General features: G+C 58.8%; 26 protein-coding genes. 20 read left to right on the forward strand and 6 right to left on the reverse strand.

Going from position 1 to position 24,369, the window contains the following annotated elements:
* The first annotated feature begins 109 nt into the window (after positions 1-109).
* Positions 110-448, forward strand: coding sequence for a PA4575 family protein (locus tag ACA067_RS03435; protein ID WP_150764916.1), 339 nt, complete (start codon positions 110-112; stop codon positions 446-448).
* 5 nt (positions 449-453) lie between these two features.
* Here the strand turns inward: ACA067_RS03435 and ACA067_RS03440 are convergent, their stop codons facing one another.
* Positions 454-2,274 carry a hypothetical protein gene (locus tag ACA067_RS03440; protein ID WP_497460616.1) on the reverse strand — a complete coding sequence of 607 codons (1,821 nt, stop codon included), beginning with the start codon at positions 2,272-2,274 and terminating at the stop codon, positions 454-456.
* A gap of 160 nt (positions 2,275-2,434) precedes the next feature.
* Between ACA067_RS03440 and ACA067_RS03445 the strand changes: the two genes are divergently transcribed.
* The 3 genes from ACA067_RS03445 to bamJ all read left to right on the forward strand — a co-directional run bounded on the left by ACA067_RS03445 (position 2,435) and on the right by bamJ (position 4,106).
* A complete protein-coding gene (locus ACA067_RS03445) occupies positions 2,435-2,923 on the forward strand; it encodes a TIGR00645 family protein (protein ID WP_150734735.1) in 489 nt (162 codons plus the stop codon).
* A 133-nt stretch (positions 2,924-3,056) separates the two neighbouring features.
* A complete protein-coding gene (locus tag ACA067_RS03450) occupies positions 3,057-3,368 on the forward strand; it encodes a DUF6482 family protein (protein ID WP_497460617.1) in 312 nt (103 codons plus the stop codon).
* A gap of 120 nt (positions 3,369-3,488) precedes the next feature.
* Positions 3,489-4,106 carry a BamJ family beta-barrel-assembly machinery protein gene (bamJ, locus tag ACA067_RS03455; protein ID WP_497460618.1) on the forward strand — a complete coding sequence of 206 codons (618 nt, stop codon included), beginning with the start codon at positions 3,489-3,491 and terminating at the stop codon, positions 4,104-4,106.
* A gap of 111 nt (positions 4,107-4,217) precedes the next feature.
* On the opposite strand, the gene ACA067_RS03460 is transcribed toward bamJ, so the two are convergent.
* The 3 genes from ACA067_RS03460 to ACA067_RS03470 all read right to left on the reverse strand — a co-directional run bounded on the left by ACA067_RS03460 (position 4,218) and on the right by ACA067_RS03470 (position 6,243).
* Positions 4,218-4,475 carry a PA4570 family protein gene (locus tag ACA067_RS03460; protein ID WP_128874481.1) on the reverse strand — a complete coding sequence of 86 codons (258 nt, stop codon included), beginning with the start codon at positions 4,473-4,475 and terminating at the stop codon, positions 4,218-4,220.
* A gap of 252 nt (positions 4,476-4,727) precedes the next feature.
* Positions 4,728-5,069 (reverse strand): zinc ribbon domain-containing protein YjdM, encoded by a 342-nt coding sequence (locus tag ACA067_RS03465; RefSeq protein WP_497460619.1) that lies wholly within the window; start codon positions 5,067-5,069, stop codon positions 4,728-4,730.
* Between the two features lie 205 nt (positions 5,070-5,274).
* Entirely contained in the window at positions 5,275-6,243 is a 969-nt protein-coding gene (locus ACA067_RS03470) for a polyprenyl synthetase family protein (RefSeq protein WP_497460620.1), read from the reverse strand.
* 240 nt (positions 6,244-6,483) lie between these two features.
* On the opposite strand from ACA067_RS03470, the gene rplU reads away from it, so the two are divergent.
* The 5 genes from rplU (at position 6,484) to ACA067_RS03495 (ending at position 10,243) form a co-directional block, all read left to right on the forward strand.
* Entirely contained in the window at positions 6,484-6,798 is a 315-nt protein-coding gene (gene rplU, locus ACA067_RS03475) for a 50S ribosomal protein L21 (RefSeq protein WP_003176051.1), read from the forward strand.
* Positions 6,799-6,832: 34 nt separating this feature from the next.
* Entirely contained in the window at positions 6,833-7,108 is a 276-nt protein-coding gene (rpmA, locus tag ACA067_RS03480; protein WP_007943982.1) for a 50S ribosomal protein L27, read from the forward strand.
* Positions 7,109-7,301: 193 nt separating this feature from the next.
* Positions 7,302-8,525, forward strand: a complete 1,224-nt coding sequence (gene cgtA / locus ACA067_RS03485; protein ID WP_064675815.1) for an Obg family GTPase CgtA — start codon at positions 7,302-7,304, stop codon at positions 8,523-8,525.
* Positions 8,526-8,648: 123 nt separating this feature from the next.
* Positions 8,649-9,767, forward strand: coding sequence for a glutamate 5-kinase (proB, locus tag ACA067_RS03490; RefSeq protein WP_497462722.1), 1,119 nt, complete (start codon positions 8,649-8,651; stop codon positions 9,765-9,767).
* 11 nt (positions 9,768-9,778) lie between these two features.
* Positions 9,779-10,243 carry a CreA family protein gene (locus ACA067_RS03495; protein WP_497460621.1) on the forward strand — a complete coding sequence of 155 codons (465 nt, stop codon included), beginning with the start codon at positions 9,779-9,781 and terminating at the stop codon, positions 10,241-10,243.
* Positions 10,244-10,453: 210 nt separating this feature from the next.
* On the opposite strand, the gene rpsT is transcribed toward ACA067_RS03495, so the two are convergent.
* Positions 10,454-10,732, reverse strand: a complete 279-nt coding sequence (gene rpsT / locus ACA067_RS03500) for a 30S ribosomal protein S20 (RefSeq protein WP_008154937.1) — start codon at positions 10,730-10,732, stop codon at positions 10,454-10,456.
* A 252-nt stretch (positions 10,733-10,984) separates the two neighbouring features.
* Here rpsT and murJ point away from each other — a divergent pair, with 252 nt between their 5' ends.
* The 6 genes from murJ to ispH all read left to right on the forward strand — a co-directional run bounded on the left by murJ (position 10,985) and on the right by ispH (position 18,468).
* Entirely contained in the window at positions 10,985-12,523 is a 1,539-nt protein-coding gene (murJ, locus tag ACA067_RS03505) for a murein biosynthesis integral membrane protein MurJ (protein WP_497460622.1), read from the forward strand.
* A gap of 129 nt (positions 12,524-12,652) precedes the next feature.
* Complete coding sequence (gene ribF, locus ACA067_RS03510; RefSeq protein ID WP_497460623.1) at positions 12,653-13,603, forward strand: bifunctional riboflavin kinase/FAD synthetase; 951 nt, start codon at positions 12,653-12,655, stop codon at positions 13,601-13,603.
* Positions 13,604-16,435, forward strand: a complete 2,832-nt coding sequence (gene ileS, locus ACA067_RS03515) for an isoleucine--tRNA ligase (RefSeq protein WP_497460624.1) — start codon at positions 13,604-13,606, stop codon at positions 16,433-16,435. It abuts the gene before it with no gap.
* Positions 16,428-16,940 (forward strand): signal peptidase II, encoded by a 513-nt coding sequence (lspA, locus tag ACA067_RS03520; protein ID WP_497460625.1) that lies wholly within the window; start codon positions 16,428-16,430, stop codon positions 16,938-16,940. The genes ileS and lspA overlap by 8 nt, the downstream gene beginning before the upstream one ends.
* 7 nt (positions 16,941-16,947) lie before the next feature.
* Entirely contained in the window at positions 16,948-17,385 is a 438-nt protein-coding gene (fkpB, locus tag ACA067_RS03525) for an FKBP-type peptidyl-prolyl cis-trans isomerase (protein WP_497462723.1), read from the forward strand.
* Between the two features lie 135 nt (positions 17,386-17,520).
* A complete protein-coding gene (gene ispH / locus ACA067_RS03530) occupies positions 17,521-18,468 on the forward strand; it encodes a 4-hydroxy-3-methylbut-2-enyl diphosphate reductase (protein WP_150747772.1) in 948 nt (315 codons plus the stop codon).
* Here ispH and ACA067_RS03535 read toward each other — a convergent pair.
* Complete coding sequence (locus ACA067_RS03535; RefSeq protein WP_497460626.1) at positions 18,445-18,987, reverse strand: GspH/FimT family pseudopilin; 543 nt, start codon at positions 18,985-18,987, stop codon at positions 18,445-18,447. The genes ispH and ACA067_RS03535 overlap by 24 nt on opposite strands.
* A gap of 131 nt (positions 18,988-19,118) precedes the next feature.
* Between ACA067_RS03535 and ACA067_RS03540 the strand changes: the two genes are divergently transcribed.
* From ACA067_RS03540 to ACA067_RS03560, 5 genes are read left to right on the forward strand one after another with little or no spacing between them, the layout of a single operon-like run.
* Positions 19,119-19,592: a GspH/FimT family pseudopilin gene (locus tag ACA067_RS03540; RefSeq protein WP_497460627.1), complete on the forward strand. Its 474-nt coding sequence runs from the start codon at positions 19,119-19,121 to the stop codon at positions 19,590-19,592.
* Positions 19,589-20,038, forward strand: a complete 450-nt coding sequence (pilV, locus tag ACA067_RS03545) for a type IV pilus modification protein PilV (protein WP_497460628.1) — start codon at positions 19,589-19,591, stop codon at positions 20,036-20,038. Before ACA067_RS03540 ends, pilV begins: the two co-directional genes overlap by 4 nt.
* Positions 20,035-20,760 (forward strand): PilW family protein, encoded by a 726-nt coding sequence (locus ACA067_RS03550; RefSeq protein ID WP_497460629.1) that lies wholly within the window; start codon positions 20,035-20,037, stop codon positions 20,758-20,760. Before pilV ends, ACA067_RS03550 begins: the two co-directional genes overlap by 4 nt.
* Positions 20,761-20,771: 11 nt before the next feature.
* Positions 20,772-21,251 carry a pilus assembly PilX family protein gene (locus ACA067_RS03555; protein WP_497460630.1) on the forward strand — a complete coding sequence of 160 codons (480 nt, stop codon included), beginning with the start codon at positions 20,772-20,774 and terminating at the stop codon, positions 21,249-21,251.
* Complete coding sequence (locus ACA067_RS03560) at positions 21,238-24,357, forward strand: pilus assembly protein (protein ID WP_497460631.1); 3,120 nt, start codon at positions 21,238-21,240, stop codon at positions 24,355-24,357. The genes ACA067_RS03555 and ACA067_RS03560 overlap by 14 nt, the downstream gene beginning before the upstream one ends.
* Positions 24,358-24,369: the final 12 nt, after the last annotated feature.

The following is a 24,369-nucleotide window of genomic DNA, read 5'->3' on the forward strand; positions in this document are numbered from 1 at the left end:
GCTAGTCAGACTTTTCTTCTATGATCAGCTAAGGATATCGACAGTAATCACTGGATCGAGACAGCCTTCCCGTGGGGGCTGAATACCGGATCTACCGAGGGTCGCCGCCATGTCGCGCAACCTCTGCCTCACCCGTCAATGCCTGGGTCTTGTGACTCGTATCGAATGTGCCATCCGCCCATTGGCGGGGGATACGGGCATGTGGACCTTGCTTTTCGCCGCCGGAATGGCCGGCGAACAACCTTCAGCCATCAAAGCCCAGGGCCCGTTTCATGGTCCCTTCGTGGCTGAGTCGATCCTCGACACCATTGTTGAAAGCCTGACCCTGCATGGTTACGAGCTGGCTGATGACCCACAAATCTGGTGCCTGCACCTGCAAGCCCAGTTGCGGGAAATCAATGGTGGCCGTTCGCGCAATCTCGGCTTCGAGTTCCGGCCCGACCACTGAGATGACTATTGGGCAAGGTCAGCCTTGTCCAGTTTGACCTCGAAACCATATTGCACGGTGACGAGGTCAGTTCGCTGGTAGGTTTCCAGTTGGGTGGGCTGGCCGTAGAAGTAATGCACAGCGAATATTGCCGGGCCTTCTGCGCTCGCATCGTGACTGACCGACAGGATCTCCTTCAGATAATGGCCGCTGCCGTCCCTGGCGAAAAATCGCCAGTCCTGGGCGGGGAACGATTTCGAGTCAACCACCAGTGCGTTGCCTTTGATCTTCAGTCCTTTGGGTAATTGGTGGGCGTCGATGGTTTTCTTGTCGACTGTGGCCTTGAACAGGGGAAAGGAGCCGACCGCGTAGGCCGGTGTTTCCGGAAACAGGTTCAGGTCATAGGTGATAGTGCCGCGCGGTGGGTCGACCTGGTACGCCTGCGGCGGCAATTCGATCGGCCCGTCGCGTTTGCCGTCAGCGTCTTCGGTAAAGAAAGTGACCGGGCTTTTGCCAGCGTTCAAGGCGGTGCCGAGCAGTTCATCGTTGAAGCTTCTGGGGTGATCGAACTCAATGCGCGCGGCACTCGGATCATCGACTGACTGGCTGATGCTGACACTCTTTTTCAGTTGTTCCTCGCCCAGCGTCGCCCCCTGGAGCCAGGCAGGGGCCTGGTCGTCGTACACCACCACCGGCAACGTCAGCGGCTGGATGGTTTTTGCCGTGGTGTGCCGGTCGAAGCGGCGTACCGGCAAGTTCAGGTTCTTGCGGGTCACCGTGGCAGCCGAAAAATCCAGCACGCTGACTTCCAGCGTCTCGATCGGCCCGTTGAAGTACACCTTGGAGTAATGCTGTTTCTGTTGCTGCTCAAAGGCGCGTTGCGCTTCATCGAGCTGTTTTTCGAATGTCTCGTTCCAGGCCTTCTGCTGTTGCATATTCGCCAGTTGCTTTTGATAGAAGGCTATTTGCGCAGCGGTTTCATTGATCGAGCCTGAACGCGAGAGGAATTGCCCGGTGCTGTCTTTGGCCTGGACGATCAACGGGTTCAACGCTGTGTCGCTGAGCTCGGCGGCCAGGGGCGCGCTGTTGCTGAATTCGATTTCGGCGTAGTTGTTATCCATTTTCAGCAGGGTGATGCTGAGGTTGTCGTTGGTACGGGTCTGACCGACGTCCTTTTTCGTCAGGCCGAAGCTGTAGAGCCGGCGCGGCGCGATGACTTCCACTTTGCCCTGCAGGCTCACCGGTTGTGGCTGGTGCTTGTTTTCGACGTCCAGGCCATCAATGAAAGGGTAGGTTACCGTCAGGTCATCGGGGTTGGTCAGGCTGGAGCTCGACGGACTCAGCTGAATGCCGGGATCGGTTTCCGACCATTCCGGCTGGAACGGGATGACGCGTTTGTTGCTCAGGGTCACCGACTGCCATTCCACGCCATGGGGAAAGAGAAACGCCGCTGGAATGTTGAAGTTGAAGGGGAACACCGGCTGCAGATCGGTCAGGTAGTCGGAGCTGGAGTCTCTGTGCAGCACGAACAGACCGTTGATGTAGGTGTCGACCAGATCCTGTGGCGTAGGGTAGTGCTTGAGCACGGCGAGGACGTCTTCGTCGTATTCGGTTTCCACAGGTTTGCTCTCGAGCTTGAGCTGAGCACGCTCGAGCAACAACAGTGAACCGCCGAGTTCGGCCACGGCATCCTTGAGTTTCGGGTCCTGAATCGCGTCCAGAGACTTCTCGAACTGCGCCGTCTTTTCCTCGAGGCTGACCGGGTTCTTGGCATCACTCGGTGAGCAGCCACTCATCAGCAGGGCCAGGCAAATTCCCGCGCTCGTTAAAGGCAATCGCACATCCATTTTCCCGTTTTCCTGTCCGATGTCGCTGAGCTGTCAATGACTTGGACACTAGCAGAAAAACCTTGTCACACACGCGCAGGTTACGGATTTTTCGGTTGTTTCTGGGTGTAACAGGTGGCTGGTATACTCGCGTCCATTTCCAGCCCAACTGTGAGATTCAATGGAACGCTTTATCGAAAATGCAATGTATGCCTCCCGCTGGCTGCTGGCGCCGATCTACTTCGGTCTGTCCCTTGGGCTGTTGGCCCTGGCGTTGAAATTCTTCCAGGAAGTGTTTCACGTCATCCCCAACGTGTTCTCGATGGCCGAGTCGGACCTTATTCTGGTGCTGCTGTCGCTGATCGATATGGCGCTCGTTGGCGGTTTGCTGGTGATGGTGATGATTTCCGGCTACGAGAACTTCGTGTCCCAACTGGATATCGACGACCACAAGGAAAAGCTCAACTGGCTGGGCACCATGGATTCGTCTTCGTTGAAGATGAAAGTGGCGGCCTCCATCGTGGCGATTTCCTCCATCCATCTGCTGCGGATCTTCATGGATGCCAAGAACGTCGATCCCGAGCACTTGAAGTGGTACGTGATCATTCACATGACCTTCGTGGTCTCGGCATTTGCCATGGGCTATCTGGACAAGCTGACCAAGCACTGATCGGTTTTTTTTTGCATTACATACCGCCCGTCCGTTGCGAAACAGACGGGCGGTATCGTTTGTGGCTTGTGCTTTGAAGCGCCGAAGCCTATGCCTGTAGGAATCCTGGCTCGCCACAGTGTGAGGTATGTTCATGAACCTGCAAGAATTGAATGCCTATGCCATCGCCGGCAAAGTCGATGAGCTCAACCTGATCTCGATGGAGGGTGGGATCTATCTGCTGGAAGCGCGCATGCACGGCTCGGCCTATCCCCTGAGCGATGCGCGCGGCCAGGCCTTTCATCTGCGCTCGGTCGAGCATGCCCGTGAAGTGCTTCGAGCCTTTCCCACCTTGCCGTTCAACCTTGTGCACACCTCGGTTCATGACGAAATGTGCGGACTCGTTGCCAGTTCGGAAGAAAGCCTGAAGGTACCGATCGCCTTCCGTACCGGGTGGCAGCACTGACACCCCTGATCAACGCGATGGCATCTGTGCTAGTCTGCTGGCCCTTTTTTGTGAAGGGCTTTTCTGAAAGTGTTAGACGAAAATTTAACTTTCAGGGATGCCCCCCAGCGGAGCAGTGTCATGTCCGAAGTAAATCTGTCCACCGACGAAACTCGCGTCAGCTACGGTATTGGCCGTCAGCTGGGCGACCAACTGCGCGACAACCCGCCACCGGGCGTCAGCCTGGACGCGATCCTGGCTGGCCTGACTGACGCCTTCGCCGGTAAAGAAAGCCGTGTAGGTCAGGAAGAAATGTCCGCGAGCTTCAAAGTCATCCGCGAAATCATGCAGGCCGAAGCGGCAGCCAAGGCTGAAGCAGCGGCGGGCGAAGGCTTGGCCTTCCTGGCTGAAAACGCCAAGCGTGATGGCATCACTACCCTGGCTTCCGGCCTGCAATTTGAAGTGCTGACTCAAGGCGAAGGCGCCAAGCCGAGCCGTGAGGATCAAGTGCGCACCCACTACCACGGCACTCTGATCGACGGCACTGTGTTCGACAGCTCCTACGATCGTGGCCAGCCTGCAGAATTCCCGGTTGGCGGCGTGATCGCTGGCTGGACCGAAGCCCTGCAACTGATGAACGCCGGCAGCAAATGGCGTCTGTATGTGCCGAGCGAACTGGCTTACGGCGCTCAAGGCGTTGGCAGCATTCCCCCGCACAGCGTACTGGTATTCGACGTCGAACTGCTCGACGTTCTGTAAGACCAATGTGGGAGCGAGCTTGCTCGCGATAGCGGCTTATCAGTCGGCAGAGATGTTGAATGCTAGCCAGTCATCGCGAGCAAGCTCGCTCCCACAGTTTTTTGCGGTGTCTCATATTTCAATCTTGTGGTTCAGATCGCTGGTCGGGCGCAACGCCCGGGCATAGCAGAACAGAAACAGATTGCGCACCAGCTCCTTGAGCACCACCGGCTCGCTGGAACTCAAGCCGTTGACGTCCAGATCACCCTGATCCTGCAGCTCGTTCAAGGCTTCTTCTTCAAGCACTGCACACACTTCCCCGGTCTCCCGATGCAGGATCCTGAGGTAAGGGTGTGGGCGGTCCAGCCAGGCGTCGATCAAATAAGTCATGGTTCTCATCTCCACTGAAGGGTTCAATGAGAATAATTCTTATTCATCAAATAGCAAGGACCTATTGGTGGTTTGTGCTTTTTTCCGGGTGAAGATTGCGTTACCTGTAGGAGCCGGCTTGCTGGCGATGCAGGCGACAGGGTTCAGACTTGAAACCGAGTGGATGCAATTCGCCAGCAAGCCGGCTCCTGCATGAGGCGAGGAGGGAGAAGCACCATCCCACGCAGGGCGCGGGATGGTAATACAGCAGGGTCAGACTTTTCTGACGAACTCGGACTTGAGTTTCATCGGGCCGATGCCGTCGATCTTGCAATCGATGTCGTGATCGCCCTCACACAGGCGGATATTCTTGACCTTGGTACCGACCTTGACCACCAGCGACGTGCCCTTGACCTTGAGATCCTTGATCACGGTGATGGTGTCGCCGTCCTGCAGGACGTTACCGACCGAATCCTTTTTTACGGTGTCATCGGACGCTGCTTCCACTTCGCCGCCAGCGGACCACTCGTGGGCGCACTCGGGGCAGATCAGCTGCGCGCCGTCTTCGTAGGTGTATTCGGAATTGCATTTCGGGCAGCGTGGCAACGTGCTCACTAAAGCTCCTTGGATTCAGGATCGCTAAAAAGCGCACATTGTATAGGGTTTTAGATGGGAGAGGGCGGAGCGCTGAAAAACCGGTATGGAACAAAAAACTGTGGGAGCGAGCTTGCTCGCGATGGCGGTGTGTCAGTCAACATCACAGTCGACTATCAGATCGCCATCGCGAGCAAGCTCGCTCCCACAGGGTATTGCAGTGTTTTTAATGTGTGCGGGCTACCGCGAACTCGCTCAATTCGACCAGTGCATCGCGATATTCGCTGGCAGGCAACGCGTCAAGGCATTTGATCGCGCGGGCCACATATTGCCGTGCAAGCTGCGCGGTGTACTCGAGGGAACCGGACGCTTCAACGGCCTCGCGGATGCTCTCCAGGTCTTCGATGCCACCTTTCTGGATCGCCTTGCGCACCAGGGCAGCCTGTTCCGGCGTACCTTCACGCATGGTGTAGATCAGCGGCAGGGTCGGCTTGCCTTCGGCCAGGTCGTCACCGACGTTCTTGCCGAGGGTCTCTGCGTCCCCTTTATAGTCCAGCAGGTCATCGACCAGCTGGAAGGCGACACCCAGGTGATCGCCGAAGGTGCGCAGCGCTTCACTCTGTTGCGGTGTGGCACCGGCCAGGGCAGCGGCACTGTGGGTCGAGGCTTCGAAAAGCATCGCCGTCTTGCCGCGGATGACTTCCATGTAGGTTTCTTCGGTGGTGCTGGCGTCACGGACCTTCGACAGCTGCAGCACTTCGCCTTCGGCAATGATCCGCGTGGCTTGCGAAAGGATCTTCATCACCGGCATGGAGCCCAGTTCGACCATCATTTCGAAGGAGCGCGAATACAGGAAGTCGCCGACCAACACGCTCGGAGCGTTGCCCCACATGGCGTTGGCGGTCGAGCGGCCTCGGCGCATGCCGGACATGTCGACCACGTCGTCATGCAGCAAGGTAGCGGTGTGCAGGAACTCGATGGTTGCGGCCAGCAGACGCAGGTCATCGCCTTCGCGACCCAGGGCCTTGCCACACAGCAACACTAATAACGGGCGCAGGCGTTTACCGCCGGCCGAGGTAATGTAGTCGCCGATCTTCGACACCAGCGGCACTCGGGAAGTCAGCTGCTTCTTGATGATGCCGTCGACGGCTTTGAAATCGTCCGCCACCGCGCGGTAGAAAGCTTGGGGTTGCATCAGAGACAGTTGCTCCAGAAGGGTTGCGCGGCATGCTAGGACCCACGTCGGCGGGTGTCAAGGTACGATGGACGGCCTCTTGCATCGCCCTGTCAGCTTGCGTACAATCGCGCACCCTGAACTTCCTGGGCAGCACCTGCCTTACGCAATTGCAAACGGGCCTTCCAGCCTTATGCAGCCATGCCAGCCAATACCTCTTCTTATAAAGAGCTGGGTGAGCAGGATTATCGGAGAAATACCATGTCGTACGCAGTAATTGTTACTGGTGGCAAGCAATACAAGGTCGCCCCAGGTGAATACCTGAAGATCGAAAAACTGGAAATCGCTACCGGCGAATCCGTTACTTTTGATCGCGTTCTGTTGGTCGCCAATGGCGATGACGTGAACATCGGCGCTCCAGTTGTTGCAGGCGCTACCGTTGTGGCTGAAGTGATCTCCCAAGGTCGTCACGATAAAGTCCGCATCATCAAGTTCCGTCGCCGTAAGCACCACATGAAGCGTATGGGCCACCGCCAGTGGTACACCGAGATCAAAATCACCGGTATTCAGGCTTAATTTCAGCCTAATTCCTCACTAGGAGAATTGACTCATGGCACACAAAAAAGCTGGTGGTAGTACCCGTAACGGTCGCGACTCAGAAGCCAAACGCCTTGGCGTGAAGATGTATGGCGGCCAGGTTATCATTCCGGGCAACATCATCGTGCGTCAGCGCGGCACCCAATTCCACGCTGGTTACGGCGTTGGCATGGGTAAAGATCACACTCTGTTCGCTAAAATCGACGGCGTGATCAAGTTCGAAGTAAAAGGCGCTTTCAACCGCCGTTACGTGAGCATTGTCCCGAAGACTGACGTCGTCGCGGCATAATTACGTAGTTGCTGGAAAAGCCCTGTCTCGCGACGGGGCTTTTTCGTTTGTGGGGTGAGTCTCTTGCAAAGCTGTTTGTGATGGGCTCCAGCGCTGGATTTGCGGTCGTTGATTGAGGTCGCTGCGCTCATTTTTGCAAGAGTCTTATGTCTAGGTTTTTTCGGCTCGTCCGTATGACGAGAGGCGTTTTGTTATGAAGTTTGTTGATGAAGTATCGATTCGAGTAAAGGCTGGTGACGGCGGCAACGGTTGCATGAGCTTCCGTCGCGAGAAATTCATTGAAAACGGTGGCCCGAACGGCGGCGACGGTGGTGACGGCGGCTCGGTCTACATGATCGCCGACGAAAACCTCAATACCCTGGTGGACTACCGTTACACCCGGCACTTCGATGCCGAGCGTGGTTCCAACGGCGGCAGCACCGACTGCACCGGCAAGAAAGGTGAAGAGCTGGTGCTGCGTGTACCGGTCGGCACCACTGTTATCGACGCTGGCACCCAGGAAGTGATCGGCGACCTGACCAAGGCTGGCCAGAAACTGCTGGTGGCTCATGGCGGCTGGCACGGTCTGGGCAACACCCGTTTCAAATCCAGTACCAACCGCGCTCCGCGTCAGACCACTCCGGGTAAGCCGGGTGAGGCGCGTGACCTCAAGCTGGAAATGAAGGTGTTGGCTGACGTCGGCCTGCTGGGCTTGCCGAATGCTGGCAAAAGTACCTTCATTCGTTCGGTGTCGGCTGCCAAGCCGAAAGTCGCCGACTACCCGTTCACCACGCTGGTGCCAAACCTGGGCGTGGTCAGCGTCGATCGCTGGAAGAGCTTCGTGGTCGCGGATATTCCGGGCCTGATCGAAGGCGCTTCCGACGGCGCGGGCCTGGGGATTCGCTTCCTCAAGCACTTGTCGCGTACCCGTTTGCTGCTGCACCTCGTCGACATGGCGCCACTGGATGACGCCAGTGCCCCGGATGCGGCTGAAGTGATCGTCAGCGAGCTGACCAAGTTCAGCCCGTCCCTGGCCGAGCGTGACCGTTGGTTGGTACTGAACAAGTGCGACCAGATCCTTGAAGAAGAGCATGACGCGCGCGTCAAGGAGATCGTCGATCGCCTGGAGTGGACGGGTCCGGTCTACGTGATCTCGGCCATCTCCAAGCTGGGCACCGAGCGTCTGTGCCACGACATCATGCGCTACATGGAAGATCGTGCCGATCGCCTGGCCAACGACCCGGCCTACAAGGAAGAGTTGGCCGATCTCGATCAGCGCATCGAAGACGAAGCCCGTGCCCAGTTGCAGGCCCTGGATGATCAGCGCGCCCTGCGCCGCAGCGGCGTGAAGTCGGTCCATGACATTGGCGACGATGATTGGGACGAAGAAGATGTGGATGACGAAGACGGTCCGGAAATCATTTACGTGCGTGACTGATTCGTTGCGATAAACTTAAGCGCCGCTCCCTGGAGCGGCGTTTTAGTATCTGGAAATCAGCAGTCACGAATAATGTCACGGGCAGCGCTGGGTCGCGCTGCCCTCAAGCTAAGGTTGAAGATGATGCGGAGCAAGGTGGCAGGTGCGCAGCGTTGGGTCGTGAAAATCGGCAGCGCGTTGCTGACGGCGGACGGCAAGGGCCTGGATCGCGCGGCAATGGGTGTCTGGGTCGAGCAGATGGTGGCGTTGCATGAGGCTGGCGTCGAGCTGGTGCTGGTGTCCTCCGGGGCGGTAGCGGCAGGCATGAGCCGTCTGGGCTGGACCGTGCGACCCAGTGCGATGCACGAGTTGCAGGCGGCTGCCGCCATCGGCCAGATGGGCCTGGTGCAGGCCTGGGAGTCGAGCTTTGCCGAGCATGGCCGGCATACCGCACAGATTCTCCTGACGCACGATGACCTGTCTGACCGCAAACGCTACCTGAACGCCCGTAGTACCTTGCGTGCGCTGGTCGAACTCAAGGTTATCCCGGTTATCAACGAGAACGATACCGTGGTCACCGATGAGATTCGTTTCGGCGACAACGATACCCTCGCGGCGCTGGTGGCCAATCTGGTCGAAGCTGACTTGCTGGTGATCCTCACCGATCGCGATGGCATGTTCGACGCCGACCCGCGTAACAATCCCGACGCCAGTCTGATTTACGAAGCCCGTGCCGATGATCCGGCGCTGGATGCGGTGGCGGGTGGTACCGGTGGTGCGCTGGGTCGCGGCGGCATGCAGACCAAATTGCGGGCTGCGCGACTGGCGGCCCGCTCCGGTGCGCACACGATCATTGTTGGCGGGCGTCTTGAGCGGGTGCTGGATCGCCTCAAGGCGGGCGAGCGCATCGGCACCTTGCTGTCGCCTGAGCGCGGCATGCTGGCGGCGCGCAAGCAATGGCTGGCCGGGCACCTGCAGACCCGCGGCACGCTGGTGCTGGATGCTGGCGCGGTGACGGCGTTGTCCCAGGGCAACAAAAGTCTGCTGCCGGTGGGCGTCAAGCTGGTCCAGGGTAGCTTCCGGCGTGGCGAAATGGTGGTCTGCGTCGCGCCGGACGGTCGTGAAATCGCCCGAGGCCTGGCCAACTACAGCGCGCTGGAGGCACAAAAAATCATAGGTCAATCGTCTGAGGCGATTGTCGGTCTGTTGGGTTACATGGCGGAGCCGGAACTGGTTCACCGCGATAACCTGATCCTGGTCTGAAGGAATACTGAATGCGCGTGGCAAAAGGATGGTTAGGTCTGCTGTTGGTGATGCCACTGCTGGCCTCGGCCGAGGAGATCGGTCAGGTGTCGACAGTGTTCAAGTTTGTCGGCCCGAACGACCGTATCGTCGTTGAGGCATTTGACGACCCGAAAGTGGAGGGCGTGACCTGCTACCTGTCGCGCGCCAAGACGGGCGGTGTGAAGGGCGGTCTGGGGTTGGCTGAGGATCGCGCCGAGGCCTCTATCGCTTGCCGTCAGGTCGGGCCGATCAGCTTCAGGGGTGAGTTGAAGGATGGTGACGAGGTGTTCAAGGAGCGCACGTCGCTGGTGTTCAAGACCATGCAGGTGGTGCGCTTCCTCGACAAGAAGCGCAATACACTGGTGTATCTGGTCTATAGCGATCGCTTGATTGAAGGCAGTCCGCAGAATGCGGTCACCGCAATCCCGATTTTGCCATGGGCGCACGCCCAGTAATCTGATGTAAATCGAACTGTGGGAGCGAGCTTGCTCCGGGCGGCGTTCCGACGATAGCGGATATTCAGCCAGTACAAATGCTGAATGTTGATCCGTCATCGTCGGAACGCCGCCCGGAGCAAGCTCGCTTCCACAGTTTTTTTGTGTGTGCATCAAATCGCAGGCAATAAAAAACCGACCCTGAGGTCGGTTTTTTAACAAGCTTATCGCTTATGCGGCAACAGCAAGGTTCAGAGCCTTGACGTGACCGTTCAGGCGGCTCTTATGACGAGCGGCCTTGTTCTTGTGGATGATGCCTTTATCGGCCATACGGTCGATAACTGGCACGGCCAGAACGTAAGCAGCTTGAGCTTTTTCAGCGTCTTTTGCGTCAATGGCCTTAACTACATTCTTGATGTAGGTACGAACCATGGAACGCAGGCTGGCGTTGTGGCTGCGACGCTTCTCAGCCTGTTTTGCACGTTTTTTGGCGGAAGGTGTGTTGGCCACCGTCGAGCTCCTCGAAAGACTTTTTAGGAAATAGCAAACAAAATAGGCCGCGAATCATGCCGATGAGTTGATGTCTTGTCAAGGGCGGTTGAGACGTTCCGCTAAGTGGTAGGTATAAAGAGGCGGGATATTTATTTCCGGCGCTTGACCTGTAAACTCGCGAGCTTTGGCTCTGTGCTGCTGCGGCGCGGAGTATCGCATAAGTGGGCGCTTTGTTCGCCTGCTGTTTATCGACAGGCACAAACTCTTTCAATGAATCTGCTCAAATCGTTGGCCGCTGTCAGCTCTATCACAATGCTTTCCCGGGTTCTGGGGTTCGTTCGTGACACGCTTATCGCGCGTGCATTTGGCGCGGGGATGGCGACTGACGCCTTCTTCATCGCCTTCAAACTGCCCAACCTGCTGCGGCGAATCTTCGCCGAGGGCGCTTTTTCCCAGGCTTTCGTGCCGATTCTGGCCGAATACAAAAACCAGCAAGGCGAGGAGGCGACTCGAACTTTTATCGCCTACGTCTGCGGCCTGCTGACCCTGGTACTGGCGCTGGTCACCGCGCTGGGCATGATCGCGGCGCCGTGGGTCATCTGGGCGACTGCGCCGGGTTTCACCGATACTCCGGAAAAGTTCGAGCTGACCGTCAGCCTGCTGCGGGTGACGTTTCCCTATATATTGCTGATCTCCCTGTCTTCATTGGCCGGTGCGATCCTCAACACGTATAACCGCTTCTCGGTGCCGGCCTTTGTGCCAACGCTGCTCAACGTCAGCATGATCATCTTTGCGGTGTTCCTGACGCCGTACTTCGATCCGCCGGTCATGGCCCTGGGTTGGGCGGTACTGGTCGGTGGCCTGGCGCAATTGCTCTATCAACTGCCGCACCTGAAAAAGATCGGCATGCTGGTACTGCCGCGCCTGAACCTGCGCGACAGCGGGGTCTGGCGGGTGTTGAAGCAGATGGCGCCGGCGATTCTCGGCGTTTCGGTCAGCCAGATTTCGCTGATCATCAACACCATCTTCGCCTCCTTTCTGGTCGCCGGTTCCGTGTCCTGGATGTATTACGCCGACCGCTTGATGGAGTTGCCGTCCGGTGTGCTGGGCGTGGCTTTGGGCACGATCCTGCTGCCGACCCTGGCCAAGTCCTACGCCAGCAAGGATCGCCACGAATACTCGCGAATCCTCGACTGGGGTCTGCGCCTGTGCTTCATACTGGTGTTGCCGTGCTCGCTGGCGCTGGGGATTCTGGCGGAGCCGCTGACGGTTTCACTGTTCCAGTACGGGCAGTTCAGTGCATTTGATGCGGCCATGACTCAGCGTGCACTGGTCGCCTATTCGGTCGGTCTGCTGGGGATTATCGTCATCAAAGTGTTGGCGCCGGGCTTTTATGCGCAACAAAATATCCGCACCCCGGTAAAAATCGCGATTTTTACTCTGGTCTGCACCCAGTTGTTCAACCTGGTGCTGATCGGCCCGCTGGCCCACGCCGGCCTGGCCCTGGCCATCAGCGCCGGTGCCTGCCTCAACGCCGGCCTGTTGTTCTATCAACTGCGCAAACAGCAGATGTACCAGCCGCAGCCTGGCTGGGCGAAGTTCGGGGTTAAACTGGTGGTCGCAGTGCTGGTGATGTCCGCGGTCTTGCTGGGCGCGATGCATTTCATGCCAGCTTGGGATCAGGGGCACATGCTCGAACGATTCCTGCGTCTGGGCTCGCTGGTGGCGGCTGGCGTGGTGGCGTATTTCGGCATGTTGCTGTTGATGGGCTTCCGTTTGCGCGACTTCAATCGCAAGGCGCTGAGCTGAAGTTGCGACCTCGATAAACACGGGCGGGCCGGCGGTTTTGTCGGTTCGATCACTTTGGGTTACGGTGTTGCCTGTCGTCGGCCGCCGTGTGTGGTTATAATCGACCACTTTATGAGCAAGAAGCGCGTTATGCAGCTGGTTCGAGGCCTCCACAACCTGCGCCCCCAGCATCGGGGCTGTGTCGCCACTATTGGCAACTTTGACGGTGTTCACCGTGGCCACCAGGCTATCCTGGCGAGGCTACGTGAGCGTGCGCTCGAGTTGGGCGTGCCCAGCTGCGTGGTGATTTTCGAGCCGCAGCCGCGAGAGTTCTTCGCCCCGGACACGGCACCCGCCCGTCTGGCCCGCCTGCGAGACAAATTGCAGCTGCTGGCCCTGGAAGGTGTCGACCGGGTGTTGTGCCTGGCGTTCAACCAGCGCCTGAGCAAGCTCAGCGCCAGCGAATTCGTCGATACCATTCTGTTGGACGGCCTCGGCGTCCAGCATCTGGAGGTCGGCGATGACTTCCGGTTCGGTTGTGACCGGGTAGGGGATTTCGTATTCCTGCAGCAGGCCGGCGTCCTGCAAGGCTTTACCGTCGAAGCTGCACAGACGGTCGAACTGGACGGTATTCGCGTCAGCAGCACCCAGGTCCGCAATGCATTGGCCGCTGCCGATTTTGCCCTGGCCGAGCGACTGCTCGGTCGTCCGTTCCGGATTGCCGGGAGGGTCCTGCATGGCCAGAAGCTTGCGCGCCAATTGGGTACGCCCACGGCCAACATACAACTCAAGCGCCGTCGCGTGCCGTTGACCGGGGTTTACCTGGTCAACGTCGACATCGACGGCAAGACCTGGCCGGGCGTCGCCAATATCGGCGTGCGACCAACGGTCCAGGGTGATGGCAAAGCCCACCTTGAAGTCCATCTTTTAGATTTTGCCGGCGATCTGTATGACCGGCGTTTGACGGTGGTTTTCCACCACAAGCTGCGTGAAGAGCAGCGTTTCGCCTCTCTGGAGGCGCTTAAGACGGCGATCAATGCGGATGTTGCCGCCGCCCGTGCCCTGTCGCACCTAGCGCCAATCGCTAATGAAGAGCCTTAAATGACCGACTATAAAGCCACGCTAAACCTTCCGGACACCGCCTTCCCGATGAAGGCCGGCCTGCCTCAGCGCGAACCGCAGATTCTGCAGCGCTGGGACAGCATTGGCCTGTACGGTAAGTTGCGCGAGATTGGCAAGGATCGTCCGAAGTTCGTCCTGCACGACGGTCCTCCGTACGCCAACGGCACGATTCACATCGGTCATGCGCTGAACAAGATTCTCAAGGACATGATCATCCGTTCGAAAACCCTGTCGGGTTTCGACGCGCCTTATGTCCCGGGCTGGGACTGCCACGGCCTGCCGATCGAGCACAAAGTCGAAGTGACCCACGGCAAGAACCTGGGCGCGGACAAGACTCGCGAACTGTGCCGTGCCTATGCCACAGAGCAGATCGAAGGCCAGAAGTCCGAATTCATCCGTCTGGGCGTGTTGGGCGACTTTGCCAACCCGTACAAGACCATGGATTTCAAAAACGAGGCCGGTGAAATCCGTGCCCTGGCGGAAATCGTCAAGGGTGGTTTCGTGTTCAAGGGCCTGAAGCCTGTGAACTGGTGCTTCGACTGCGGTTCGGCCCTGGCTGAAGCGGAAGTCGAGTACGAAAACAAAAAGTCCTCGACCATCGACGTAGCGTTCCCGATTGCCGACGAGGCCAAGCTGGCTGCCGCTTTCGGCCTGCCTTCGCTGGGCAAACCCGCTTCGATCGTGATCTGGACCACTACCCCGTGGACCATCCCGGCCAACCAGGCGTTGAACGTTCACCCGGAATTCAACTACGCCCTGGTCGACGTCGGCGACAAACTGCTGGTACTGGCTGAAGAGCTGGTCGAGTCGTGCCTGGCCCGTTACAGCCTGGAAGGCTCGGTCATTGCGACCACCACCGGTAAAGAGCTGGAACTGATCAACTTCCGTCACCCGTTCTACGATCGCCTGTCGCCGGTTTACCTGGCCGAGTACGTTGAACTGGGCGCTGGCACCGGCGTGGTTCACTCCTCGCCAGCCTACGGCGTGGACGACTTCGTGACCTGCAAGAAGTACGGCATGGTCAACGACGACATCCTCAACCCGGTGCAGAGCAACGGCGTCTACGCGACGTCGTTGGAGTTCTTTGGCGGCCAGTTCATCTGGAAGGCCAACCCGGCCATCGTCGACAAGCTCACCGAAGTCGGTGCGCTGCTGCACACCACCGTCATCGAACACAGCTACATGCACTGCTGGCGTCACAAGACCCCGCTGATCTACCGCGCCACCGCGCAGTGGTTCATCGGCATGGACAAAGAGCCTGCAACCGGCGAAACCCTGCGCAAGCGGGCAATCAAAGCCATCGAAGACACTAAGTTCGTTCCGGCCTGGGGCCAGGCGCGCCTGCACTCGATGATCGCCAACCGTCCGGACTGGTGCATCTCCCGTCAGCGTAACTGGGGCGTGCCGATCCCGTTCTTCCTGAACAAGGAAAGCGGCGAGCTGCACCCACGTACCGCCGAGCTGATGGAAGAAGTCGCCAAGCGCGTCGAAGTCGAAGGCATCGAGGCCTGGTTCAAGATGGACGCCGCCGAGCTGCTCGGTGACGAAGCGCCGCTGTACGACAAGATCAGCGACACCCTGGACGTCTGGTTCGATTCGGGCACCACGCACTGGCACGTCCTGCGCGGTTCGCACGCGATGGGCCACGAGACCGGTCCACGTGCCGACCTGTACCTGGAAGGCTCCGACCAACACCGCGGCTGGTTCCACTCGTCGCTGCTGACCGGTTGCGCCATCGACAACCACGCGCCATACCGCGAACTGCTGACTCACGGCTTCACCGTCGATGAGTCTGGTCGCAAGATGTCCAAGTCCCTGGGCAACGTGATCGCGCCACAAAAGGTCAACGACACCCTGGGCGCCGACATCATGCGCCTGTGGGTTGCTTCCACCGATTACTCGGGTGAAATGGCGGTTTCCGAGCAGATCCTGCAGCGCAGTGCGGACGCCTACCGGCGGATCCGTAACACCGCGCGCTTCCTGCTCTCGAACCTGACCGGCTTCAACCCGGCCACCGACATCCTGCCGGCCGAGGAAATGCTCGCCCTGGACCGTTGGGCCGTGGACCGCACGCTGCTGCTGCAACGCGAGTTGCAAGAGCACTACGGCGAATACCGCTTCTGGAACGTCTACTCCAAGATCCACAACTTCTGCGTGCAGGAGTTGGGTGGTTTCTACCTGGACATCATCAAGGACCGTCAGTACACCACTGGCGCCAACAGCAAGGCGCGTCGTTCGGCGCAAACCGCGCTGTACCACATCTCCGAAGCGCTGGTGCGCTGGATCGCGCCGATCCTGGCGTTCACCGCCGACGAGCTGTGGCAGTATCTGCCGGGCGAGCGCAACGAGTCCGTGATGCTCAACACCTGGTACGAAGGCCTGACCGAGCTGCCGGAAGGCGTCGAGCTGGACCGTGCCTACTGGGAGCGGATCATGGCGGTGAAGGTCGCGGTCAACAAGGAAATGGAAATCCAGCGCGCGGCCAAGGCCGTCGGCGGCAACCTGCAAGCCGAAGTGACGCTGTTCGCCGAAGAGGCGCTGAGCGCCGACCTGGCCAAGCTGAGCAACGAACTGCGCTTCGTATTGATCACCTCGACCGCCACCGTTGCGCCTTTTGTTCAGGCACCAGAGGACGCGGTAGTCACCGAAGTCGGCGGTTTGAAGCTGCAAGTGGTCAAGTCGAGTCACGCCAAGTGCGCCCGGTGCTGGCACTGCCGTGAAGACGTCGGCGTGAACCCGGAGCATCCGGAAATCTGCGGTCGTTGCGTCGACAACATCAGCGGCGCTGGCGAGGTTCGTCACTATGCCTAATGCTGCTGGCCGTTTCGGACGGCTGAGCTGGCTCTGGTTGAGTTTGCTGGTCCTGGTCATTGACCAGGCCAGCAAGTTCTACTTCGAAGGCAAGCTCGAAATGTTCCAGCAGATCGTGGTGATCCCCGATCTGTTCAGCTGGACCCTGGCCTATAACACGGGTGCGGCATTCAGCTTCCTGGCCGACAGTTCCGGCTGGCAGCGCTGGCTGTTCGCATTGATCGCGATTGTGGTCAGTGCGGTGCTGGTCGTCTGGCTCAAGCGTCTTGGGCGCAATGAAACCTGGCTGGCTGTCGCCCTGGCTCTGGTATTGGGTGGCGCGCTGGGCAATCTGTATGACCGCATTGCCTATGGCCATGTGATCGATTTCATTCTGGTGCATTGGCAGAACCGCTGGTATTTCCCGGCGTTCAACTTTGCCGACAGTGCAATCACTGTCGGTGCCGTAATGCTTGCGCTGGACATGTTCAAAAGTAAGAAGACCGGAGAAGCCGTTCATGACTGAACAGGTATTGGCTGAGCAACGCATCCGCCAGAACACGGAAGTCACTTTGCACTTTGCACTGCGCCTGGAGAACGGCGACACCGTCGACAGCACCTTCGACAAAGCCCCGGCGACCTTCAAGGTCGGCGACGGTAACCTGTTGCCAGGTTTCGAAGCGGCGCTGTTTGGCTTCAAGGCGGGTGACAAGCGTACGCTGACGATTGCGCCGGAAAATGCTTTTGGCCAACCGAACCCGCAGAACGTCCAGATCATCCCGCGCTCGCAGTTCAAGGACATGGAACTGTCACCGGGGTTGCTGGTGATCTTCAACGATGCGGCCAATGCTGAGTTGCCAGGCGTGGTGAAAGAGTTTGATGATGAGCAAGTGACCATCGACTTCAATCACCCCTTGGCTGGCAAGGCATTGACCTTTGACGTCGAGATCATCAGCGTCATAGCGCTGTAACTGACCCGCTTTTTGTAGGAGCGAGCTTGCTCGCGATAAACGTTAACGATAACGCGTTCTTTCTGAATTAACGCGGTGTCCTTAAGTCCATCGCGAGCAAGCTCGCTCCTACAGGGGCAAGACACGAGGCACAGCATGCAAATCAAACTCGCCAACCCCCGTGGCTTCTGCGCTGGTGTGGACCGGGCGATCGAAATCGTCAACCGCGCCCTGGAAGTGTTCGGGCCGCCGATCTATGTGCGCCACGAAGTGGTCCACAACAAGTTCGTCGTCGAAGACCTGCGTGCTCGCGGCGCGATTTTCGTTGAAGAACTGGATCAGGTGCCGGACGACGTCATCGTGATCTTCAGTGCCCACGGTGTTTCCCAGGCGGTACGTACCGAAGCTGCCGGCCGTGGCCTGAAGGTCTTCGACGCGACCTGCCCGCTGGTCACCAAGGTGCACATCGAAGTCGCGCGCTACAGCCGCGACGGCCGTGAATGCATCCTCATCGGCCACGCCGGTCACCCGGAAGTGGAGGGCACCATGGGCCAGTATGATGGCAGCAATGGTGGCGCGATCTACCTGGTCGAAGACGAAAAAGACGTCGCTGCGTTGCAAGTCAACAACCCCGAAAAACTGGCGTTCGTGACCCAGACCACGTTGTCCATGGATGACACCAGTCGCGTCATCGATGCCCTGCGTGCGCGCTTCCCGGCGATTGGTGGTCCGCGCAAGGACGACATTTGCTACGCCACGCAAAACCGTCAGGACGCGGTCAAGCAACTGGCCGACGAATGCGACGTGGTGTTGGTGGTCGGCAGCCCGAACAGCTCCAACTCCAATCGCCTGCGTGAGCTTGCTGAACGCATGGCGACTCCGGCTTACCTGATCGACGGCGCCGAAGATCTGCAGAAGAGCTGGTTCGACGGTGTCGAGCGCATCGGCATCACCGCTGGCGCGTCCGCACCGGAAGTCCTGGTGCGTGGCGTGATTCAGCAGTTGCAGGCCTGGGGCGCTACCGGGGCCGATGAACTGGCGGGTCGCGAGGAGAACATCACGTTCTCCATGCCTAAGGAATTACGCGTCCGCTCCTTGCTTTGAGTCTTTTCCTCCCGCGCACAATGCCTGCTCGGTTTTTTGACTGCGCAGGCTGACGCGACCGTTCGAGGCCAGCACCACCTGGTGTTGGCTAACCGGCTCGCGGAGCGCGCAAACATGCAATGTCCCCGCTTGAAAGCCATTGTGCAGCGGTTCGCCCAGATTGCTGAAGCGTATGGAAGTCCTGACATATTGATTGCCGAAAATCGGCACCCGGGTGCCACTCCGGCGTTCGACCAGCAACGGATTGCTGCTGTCCTCGTATCCCTTGCCATTAACATCCACAATGATCCGCCAGCCTTGGCTCCAATCGCCGTTGATGGCGTGAATCATGACGGTCTGGCTACGCATGATCGCTTCGCTCCTGGCGCTGCGCAGGCCAGCGACCAGCGAATTCGCCGCTTCCTCGCGATGGTTCGCCTCGGTGAGTGCCGCTAAAGCCGGACTGACCAATGACAGAACAATCCCGGTAATCGTCAGTCCCATAAGCAGTTCGATCAGGCTGAAACCTTGCTGGCGCATGACAACTCCCTCCCTGGGGTGGTGTACCTCGCGCGATCCTTGCGCAAGTAATGGCAAATCAACCGTACATCTGCCGGTCGGATGTTCTAGCGTGTAGAAGCAGGTATAGCCGACGGCTATGGAGGGCAACGATGGATCATCGTACAAAAGGTTTCACGCTGATCGAGTTGCTGGTCACGCTCGCGGTTTTGCTGATCCTGATCACGATGGCCGTTCCGGCATTTACCCGTTCGGTGCAAAGTACCAAGGCCGACACCGAAATGGGTGATCTGCAACGCGCTCTGAATTTCGCCCGACTGGAAGCCATCGACCGGGGCATTACCACACGCCTTCGTCCGACAGAAATCGGCAAAGTCTGGACCGGGGAGTTGGCTGTTTACGACGCTAGTGTCAATCCGCCCATTGTATTGCGGGTTGTTCCGGCAATGAGCAGCGGCGCGACTCTGACGCTAACCTCAGGCGTGACCGCTATCGATTTCAACAATCTGGGCGGGTTGTCGGCACCCTCTACGCCAGTGGTGATCAGCTACGTATTGGGGGCGCAAAGCAGGACGCTGAATGTGTGTTTGAATGGACGAATTCAATTGGGTGGAAGTTGCGGATGAGGGGATGGAGCAAGCGTGCACAGGAGGGCATGACGCTGATCGAGGTCCTGGTGGCGTTGGTGATACTGAGCGTCGGTCTGTTGGGGGCGGCGGCGATTCAACTCAACGCGCTGAAGTACACGGACAGCTCGCGGATGACCACCCAGGCCAGTTTTATCGCCTACGACCTGATGGACCGCATTCGCGCCAACTCCGGTGCCGATTACACCGTCACGCCACCGACCTCGGGCAACCTCGGCGTCGCCCGGGATCAGGACTTGTACGACTTCACCTCCAACATCGTCAGCGCCCTCGGCGCCACCGCGACAGGCAGCGTCACGCGCAATCAGCGGGTATACACCATCACCATCACCTGGGACGACTCGCGAGCGGCCAATACTGCCAACTCGCGGCGCAGCTATGTGCTGACCAGTCGCGCCACCGTCGACCCGGTGTCGACGCCATGAAGAACGCCAGCAAAGGTTTCGGCCTCATCGAATTATTGATCGCCCTGGCGTTGAGCCTGATCGTGGTGCTGGGTGTCGCGCAGGTTTTTATCGCCGCCAAGAACACGTACGTCAGCCAGAACGCGGCGGCCAACATGCAGGAAGATGCACGTTTCGTGTTGAGCAAGATGATTCAGGAAATTCGCATGGTCGGCATGTTCGGTTGCCTGGGGACGATCACCGACGCCAGTTCGGTGGGCGACTTCAACGCCAGTCAGATCACACCGATCAGTTGGGACAATGCAAAACAGAATTTAACCCTGGTGACGGCCGATGTCGTGCGCAGCGGAGGGACGCCAACCTGGACGGTGGTATCCAGGTGTGGGCCAGCCGCCGGCACCGGCATCGAGACCGGATTCGCTTACACGGGTGTACGAGCCCCTGGGGAGGGGCAGATGGCATTTCCAATCCGGCGGCTGATCTACAGCCTCAAGAATAACCAACTGACAATGGGGGTCGGCAGTGATACACCGACTCAGGCGGTGCTGGTCGACAACGTCAGTGCCTTCAATGTGAGCTTCGGCATCGAGGGTTCGACCGGAGTCTTGAGTTACAGCAGCAACCCGTCCGATACGAGCTTGATTCGCAGCGTACGCCTGACGTTGACCCTCAGCGACCCGAACGCTCGGGTGCGCGATCAAACCTTCAACGTGGTTGCCGCTTTGCGCAATCGGTTGCCATGAGGGGAGGGACGATGAATTTTTCTCCCGTGCCCCCTCACTCCCAGCGCGGCATGGCGCTGTTGGTCAGCCTGGTGTTTCTGCTGCTGCTGACATTGATCGGCATTTCATCGATGCAGAATGCCACTCTTCAGGAAAAAATGGCCGGCAGCGTTACCTTGCGCAATCAATCGTTCCAGGCCGCCGAAGCCGCGCTACGCGTCGGCGAAAGTGCCGTGCAGCTGGAGACCTATTCACTGCCGGTTTGCACCAGCGTTCTTCAGTGCGCGCCGCCGGCGGAGTCGTCGCAAATCACCGCCGCCGGGTTCTACTCCTCCTCGGGTGTGACCTGGATCGCCTCCAGTAACGGCTTTTACGGCGTGCAGTACCTCGGCACTACCAGGGGGGCGGTGAAACTGCCGACGGATGACACGGTGAAGCTGTACCGGGTGACCGCAGTGGGCATCGCCGGTAATTCGCGCAGTGTGGTGGAGAGTATCTATGCGAAATACTGAGCGGCGCGCCGGGTTGTGGCAATGGTTGTGTGGCGTGCTGTCGGGACTTTACTTGTCAGCACCGGCCTATGCATTCACGCCTTCGGACTCACCGCTGTTGAGTGCCGCCGCCGTCCCGCCAAACGTGATGCTGCTGATCGATGACTCGGGGAGCATGAACAACATCATTTGGGCGCCAGGGTTCGATCCAACGGCCAACCGCGCGCAGATCGCCAATTGCAGTTCCAACACCTCATGCTTCAGCGGTCAGAATCTGGACATGAGCAACACCAACATCCTCTTGTCGAGCCTCAACCGGGGAGGGTGCTCAACCAGCGGCAATTGGTACGGTTTCTATCGGGGCTTTCTGGGGTTGTCATCAATATGCCTCAAGTTGCCCGACCCGGTAGGCAATGAAAATACGCGCTACACCGCCGACTACTTGTCTTATCTGGTAAGCCTGGCCAATGGTTCGAACAAGGATTTCACCACTGGCACCGACGCGATCCCCAACGATTACCGCATCAGCGTGGCGCAGGATGTGTCGACAAACCTGGTCAGCAGCAATCGCGCGCTGCGTATCGGCCTGGCGACGTTTAACCCGCCCACCAGCAGCAACTCCGGCCCCGGCGGTTTTATTGCACGCCCGGTCAGTGACCTGTCTCCCGTCAGCGGCAGCGTCACCCAGGCCCAGGCCAACACCAACTACAGCGCCCTGATCGCCTCGATCAGTGGCTTGAGTGCCATTGCCAATACCCCATTGGCGGAATCCTATTACGAGATAACCCGGTACATGCGCGGCATGGCGCCGTACTACAACTCCACACCGACTACCTACACCAGCCCGATCCAGTATCGCTGCCAAAAGAACTACGGCGTGGTGATCACCGACGGCCTGCCCACCTTCGATCGGACCTTTCCCACCAATGACCCACTCGGCGGCAGCCGTTTGCCGAACTGGGACGGCAACAGCACCAACGATGGCGACAACCTTTTCGGTGACGCAGAGGGCGATACCCTGTACCTGGATGACATTGCCAAATTCGCCTTTGACATCGACATGCGCACCACCGGTACCGACGCCGCGGGCAAAAGCTGGAACGCGGTGGACTTCCCCAAGCAGAACATGAACACCTACACCGTAGGTTTCACCGCAGCGAACCAGATGTTGTCGGACGCTGCCAGTTACGGGCAGGGCAAGTACTACCAGGCGACCGACAGTGCCGGCCTCAATACGGCATTGTCATCGGCCTTGAGCGACATCACGTCCAAGGCCGGTTCCGGAGGCAGCGGCATCACCAGCAGCTCGATCGTCGGGGTCGGCTCCTCCTATTACCAGACCAGCTATGACCCCAAAGACTGGCGCGGCACGATCAAGTCCTATGGGTTCACCTCCAGTGGCACAGTGAATACCGCCTCGGTGCTCTGGACAACCGACACGGCCATCGTGCCCGGCGCCACGGCGCCGACCTATCAGTCCTGGAATACTCTGACCAACGCACCCGTGACCCTGGCTTTTGGCAACTTCTCCCCGGCGCAGCAGACGATCCTCAGTCAGGGGTTGCCTACCGGCATTACCGGAAGCGATCTGGTGGAGTGGAGCAAGGGCATCAACAAAACCGGGTTGAAAGTGCGCAGCGTATTACTCGGCGACATCATCAATTCACCCCTGGTACTGGCGTCGCCATCGGACAAGACCGCCTCCGACCTGGTGGGCGATACCAGTTACAGCACCTACCTGACCACCAAAGCCGCCAACATGACCGCCAGTCTGGTGGTAAACGCCAATGACGGCTTTGTAAACGTCATCAACCCGGCCAACGGCACCAGGCGTTATGCCTACATGCCGTCGAGTGCGCTGCCATCGCTGCGCACTATCGCCGACACCGCCTACCTCAACGGAGTCGGTCACGAGTTTCTGGTCGATGGTCAGCTCGGAGTGTTCGATGCCCAGCTTAACAGTGCCTGGAAAACCCTCGCGCTGGGCGGTACCGGCGCTGGCGGCAAGACATTTTACGCCGTGCAGCTGTACGACGCTTCGGCCGGCAACGTGACCAAGGCATTATGGGAAATCAGTGCGCCGACCACGGCCAATACGGCGAACGTGTTCAATGACCTGGGTTATGCCTACGCCCGTCCGGAGGTGGCACGCTTGGCCGATGGGCGTTGGGCGGCTTTCATCTCCAATGGCTATGGCAGCAGTTCAGGGGTGGCGGCGTTGTACGTGGTGGACATTCGTGATGGGTCGCTGATCAAGAAAATCGTCATCGACAGCACCGAAACCACCAACGGCCTGTCCTCGGTGAAGCTCAAGGTCAACTCGCAGAATGTGGTGCAGGCCGCCTATGGCGGTGACCTGAAAGGGCGGTTGTGGAAGTTTGACCTGAGCGGCGTTACCACAGACACCTGGGGTGTGGCGTTTTCCGGCAAGCCGTTGTTTACCACCGCGGGGGGCGCCACTCAGCCGATCACTGCGCAACCGCTACTGGCGGACAACACCCTGGGCGGCAAGGTGGTATTTTTCGGCACCGGAAAATTCAACGAGACTGCCGACAAGACCAACAAGGATCTACAGGCGTTTTATGCAGTGTGGGACGCGAACGGTGGCACCGGGCAGATCACCACCTCCAGTTTGCAGGCCCAGGCGGTGACGGGCGTGTTTTCGGGAAGCTCGGGGCAGTTCATAACCACCAGCCAGAACGAAGTGACCTATCCGGCCGAGAAGGGCTGGTACCTGCCACTGGTCTACAACAGCGTGTTGAACGGGGAGCGGGTGATCAACCAGGCGGCTTTGGTTCTGGGACGAATCGTATTTACCACCGCCAGTGTCGACACCACGGACCCTTGTGCCAGTTTCGGCACCGGCAAACTGATCGAACTGGATGCATTCAGCGGTAAAATGTTCAACTACGCGGTACTCGATACCAATGGCGATAACCTGGTCGACAGCAGCGACACGATTTCCAGCGGGGTGATTTTCACCGGCGGGATACCGGTATTGAACGCCATCGTCAACGGCGGCACCGCCAAGATCGTGGGCGATTCCAGTGCGACGGTGACCAGGCTGACTGAAAAGGGCGGCGGCAGCGGTGACAGTCGTCGCATCATGTGGCGACAAATACAGTAAGTGAGAGTTGAG

It is taken from the genome of Pseudomonas sp. LBUM1674 (assembly GCF_059695635.1).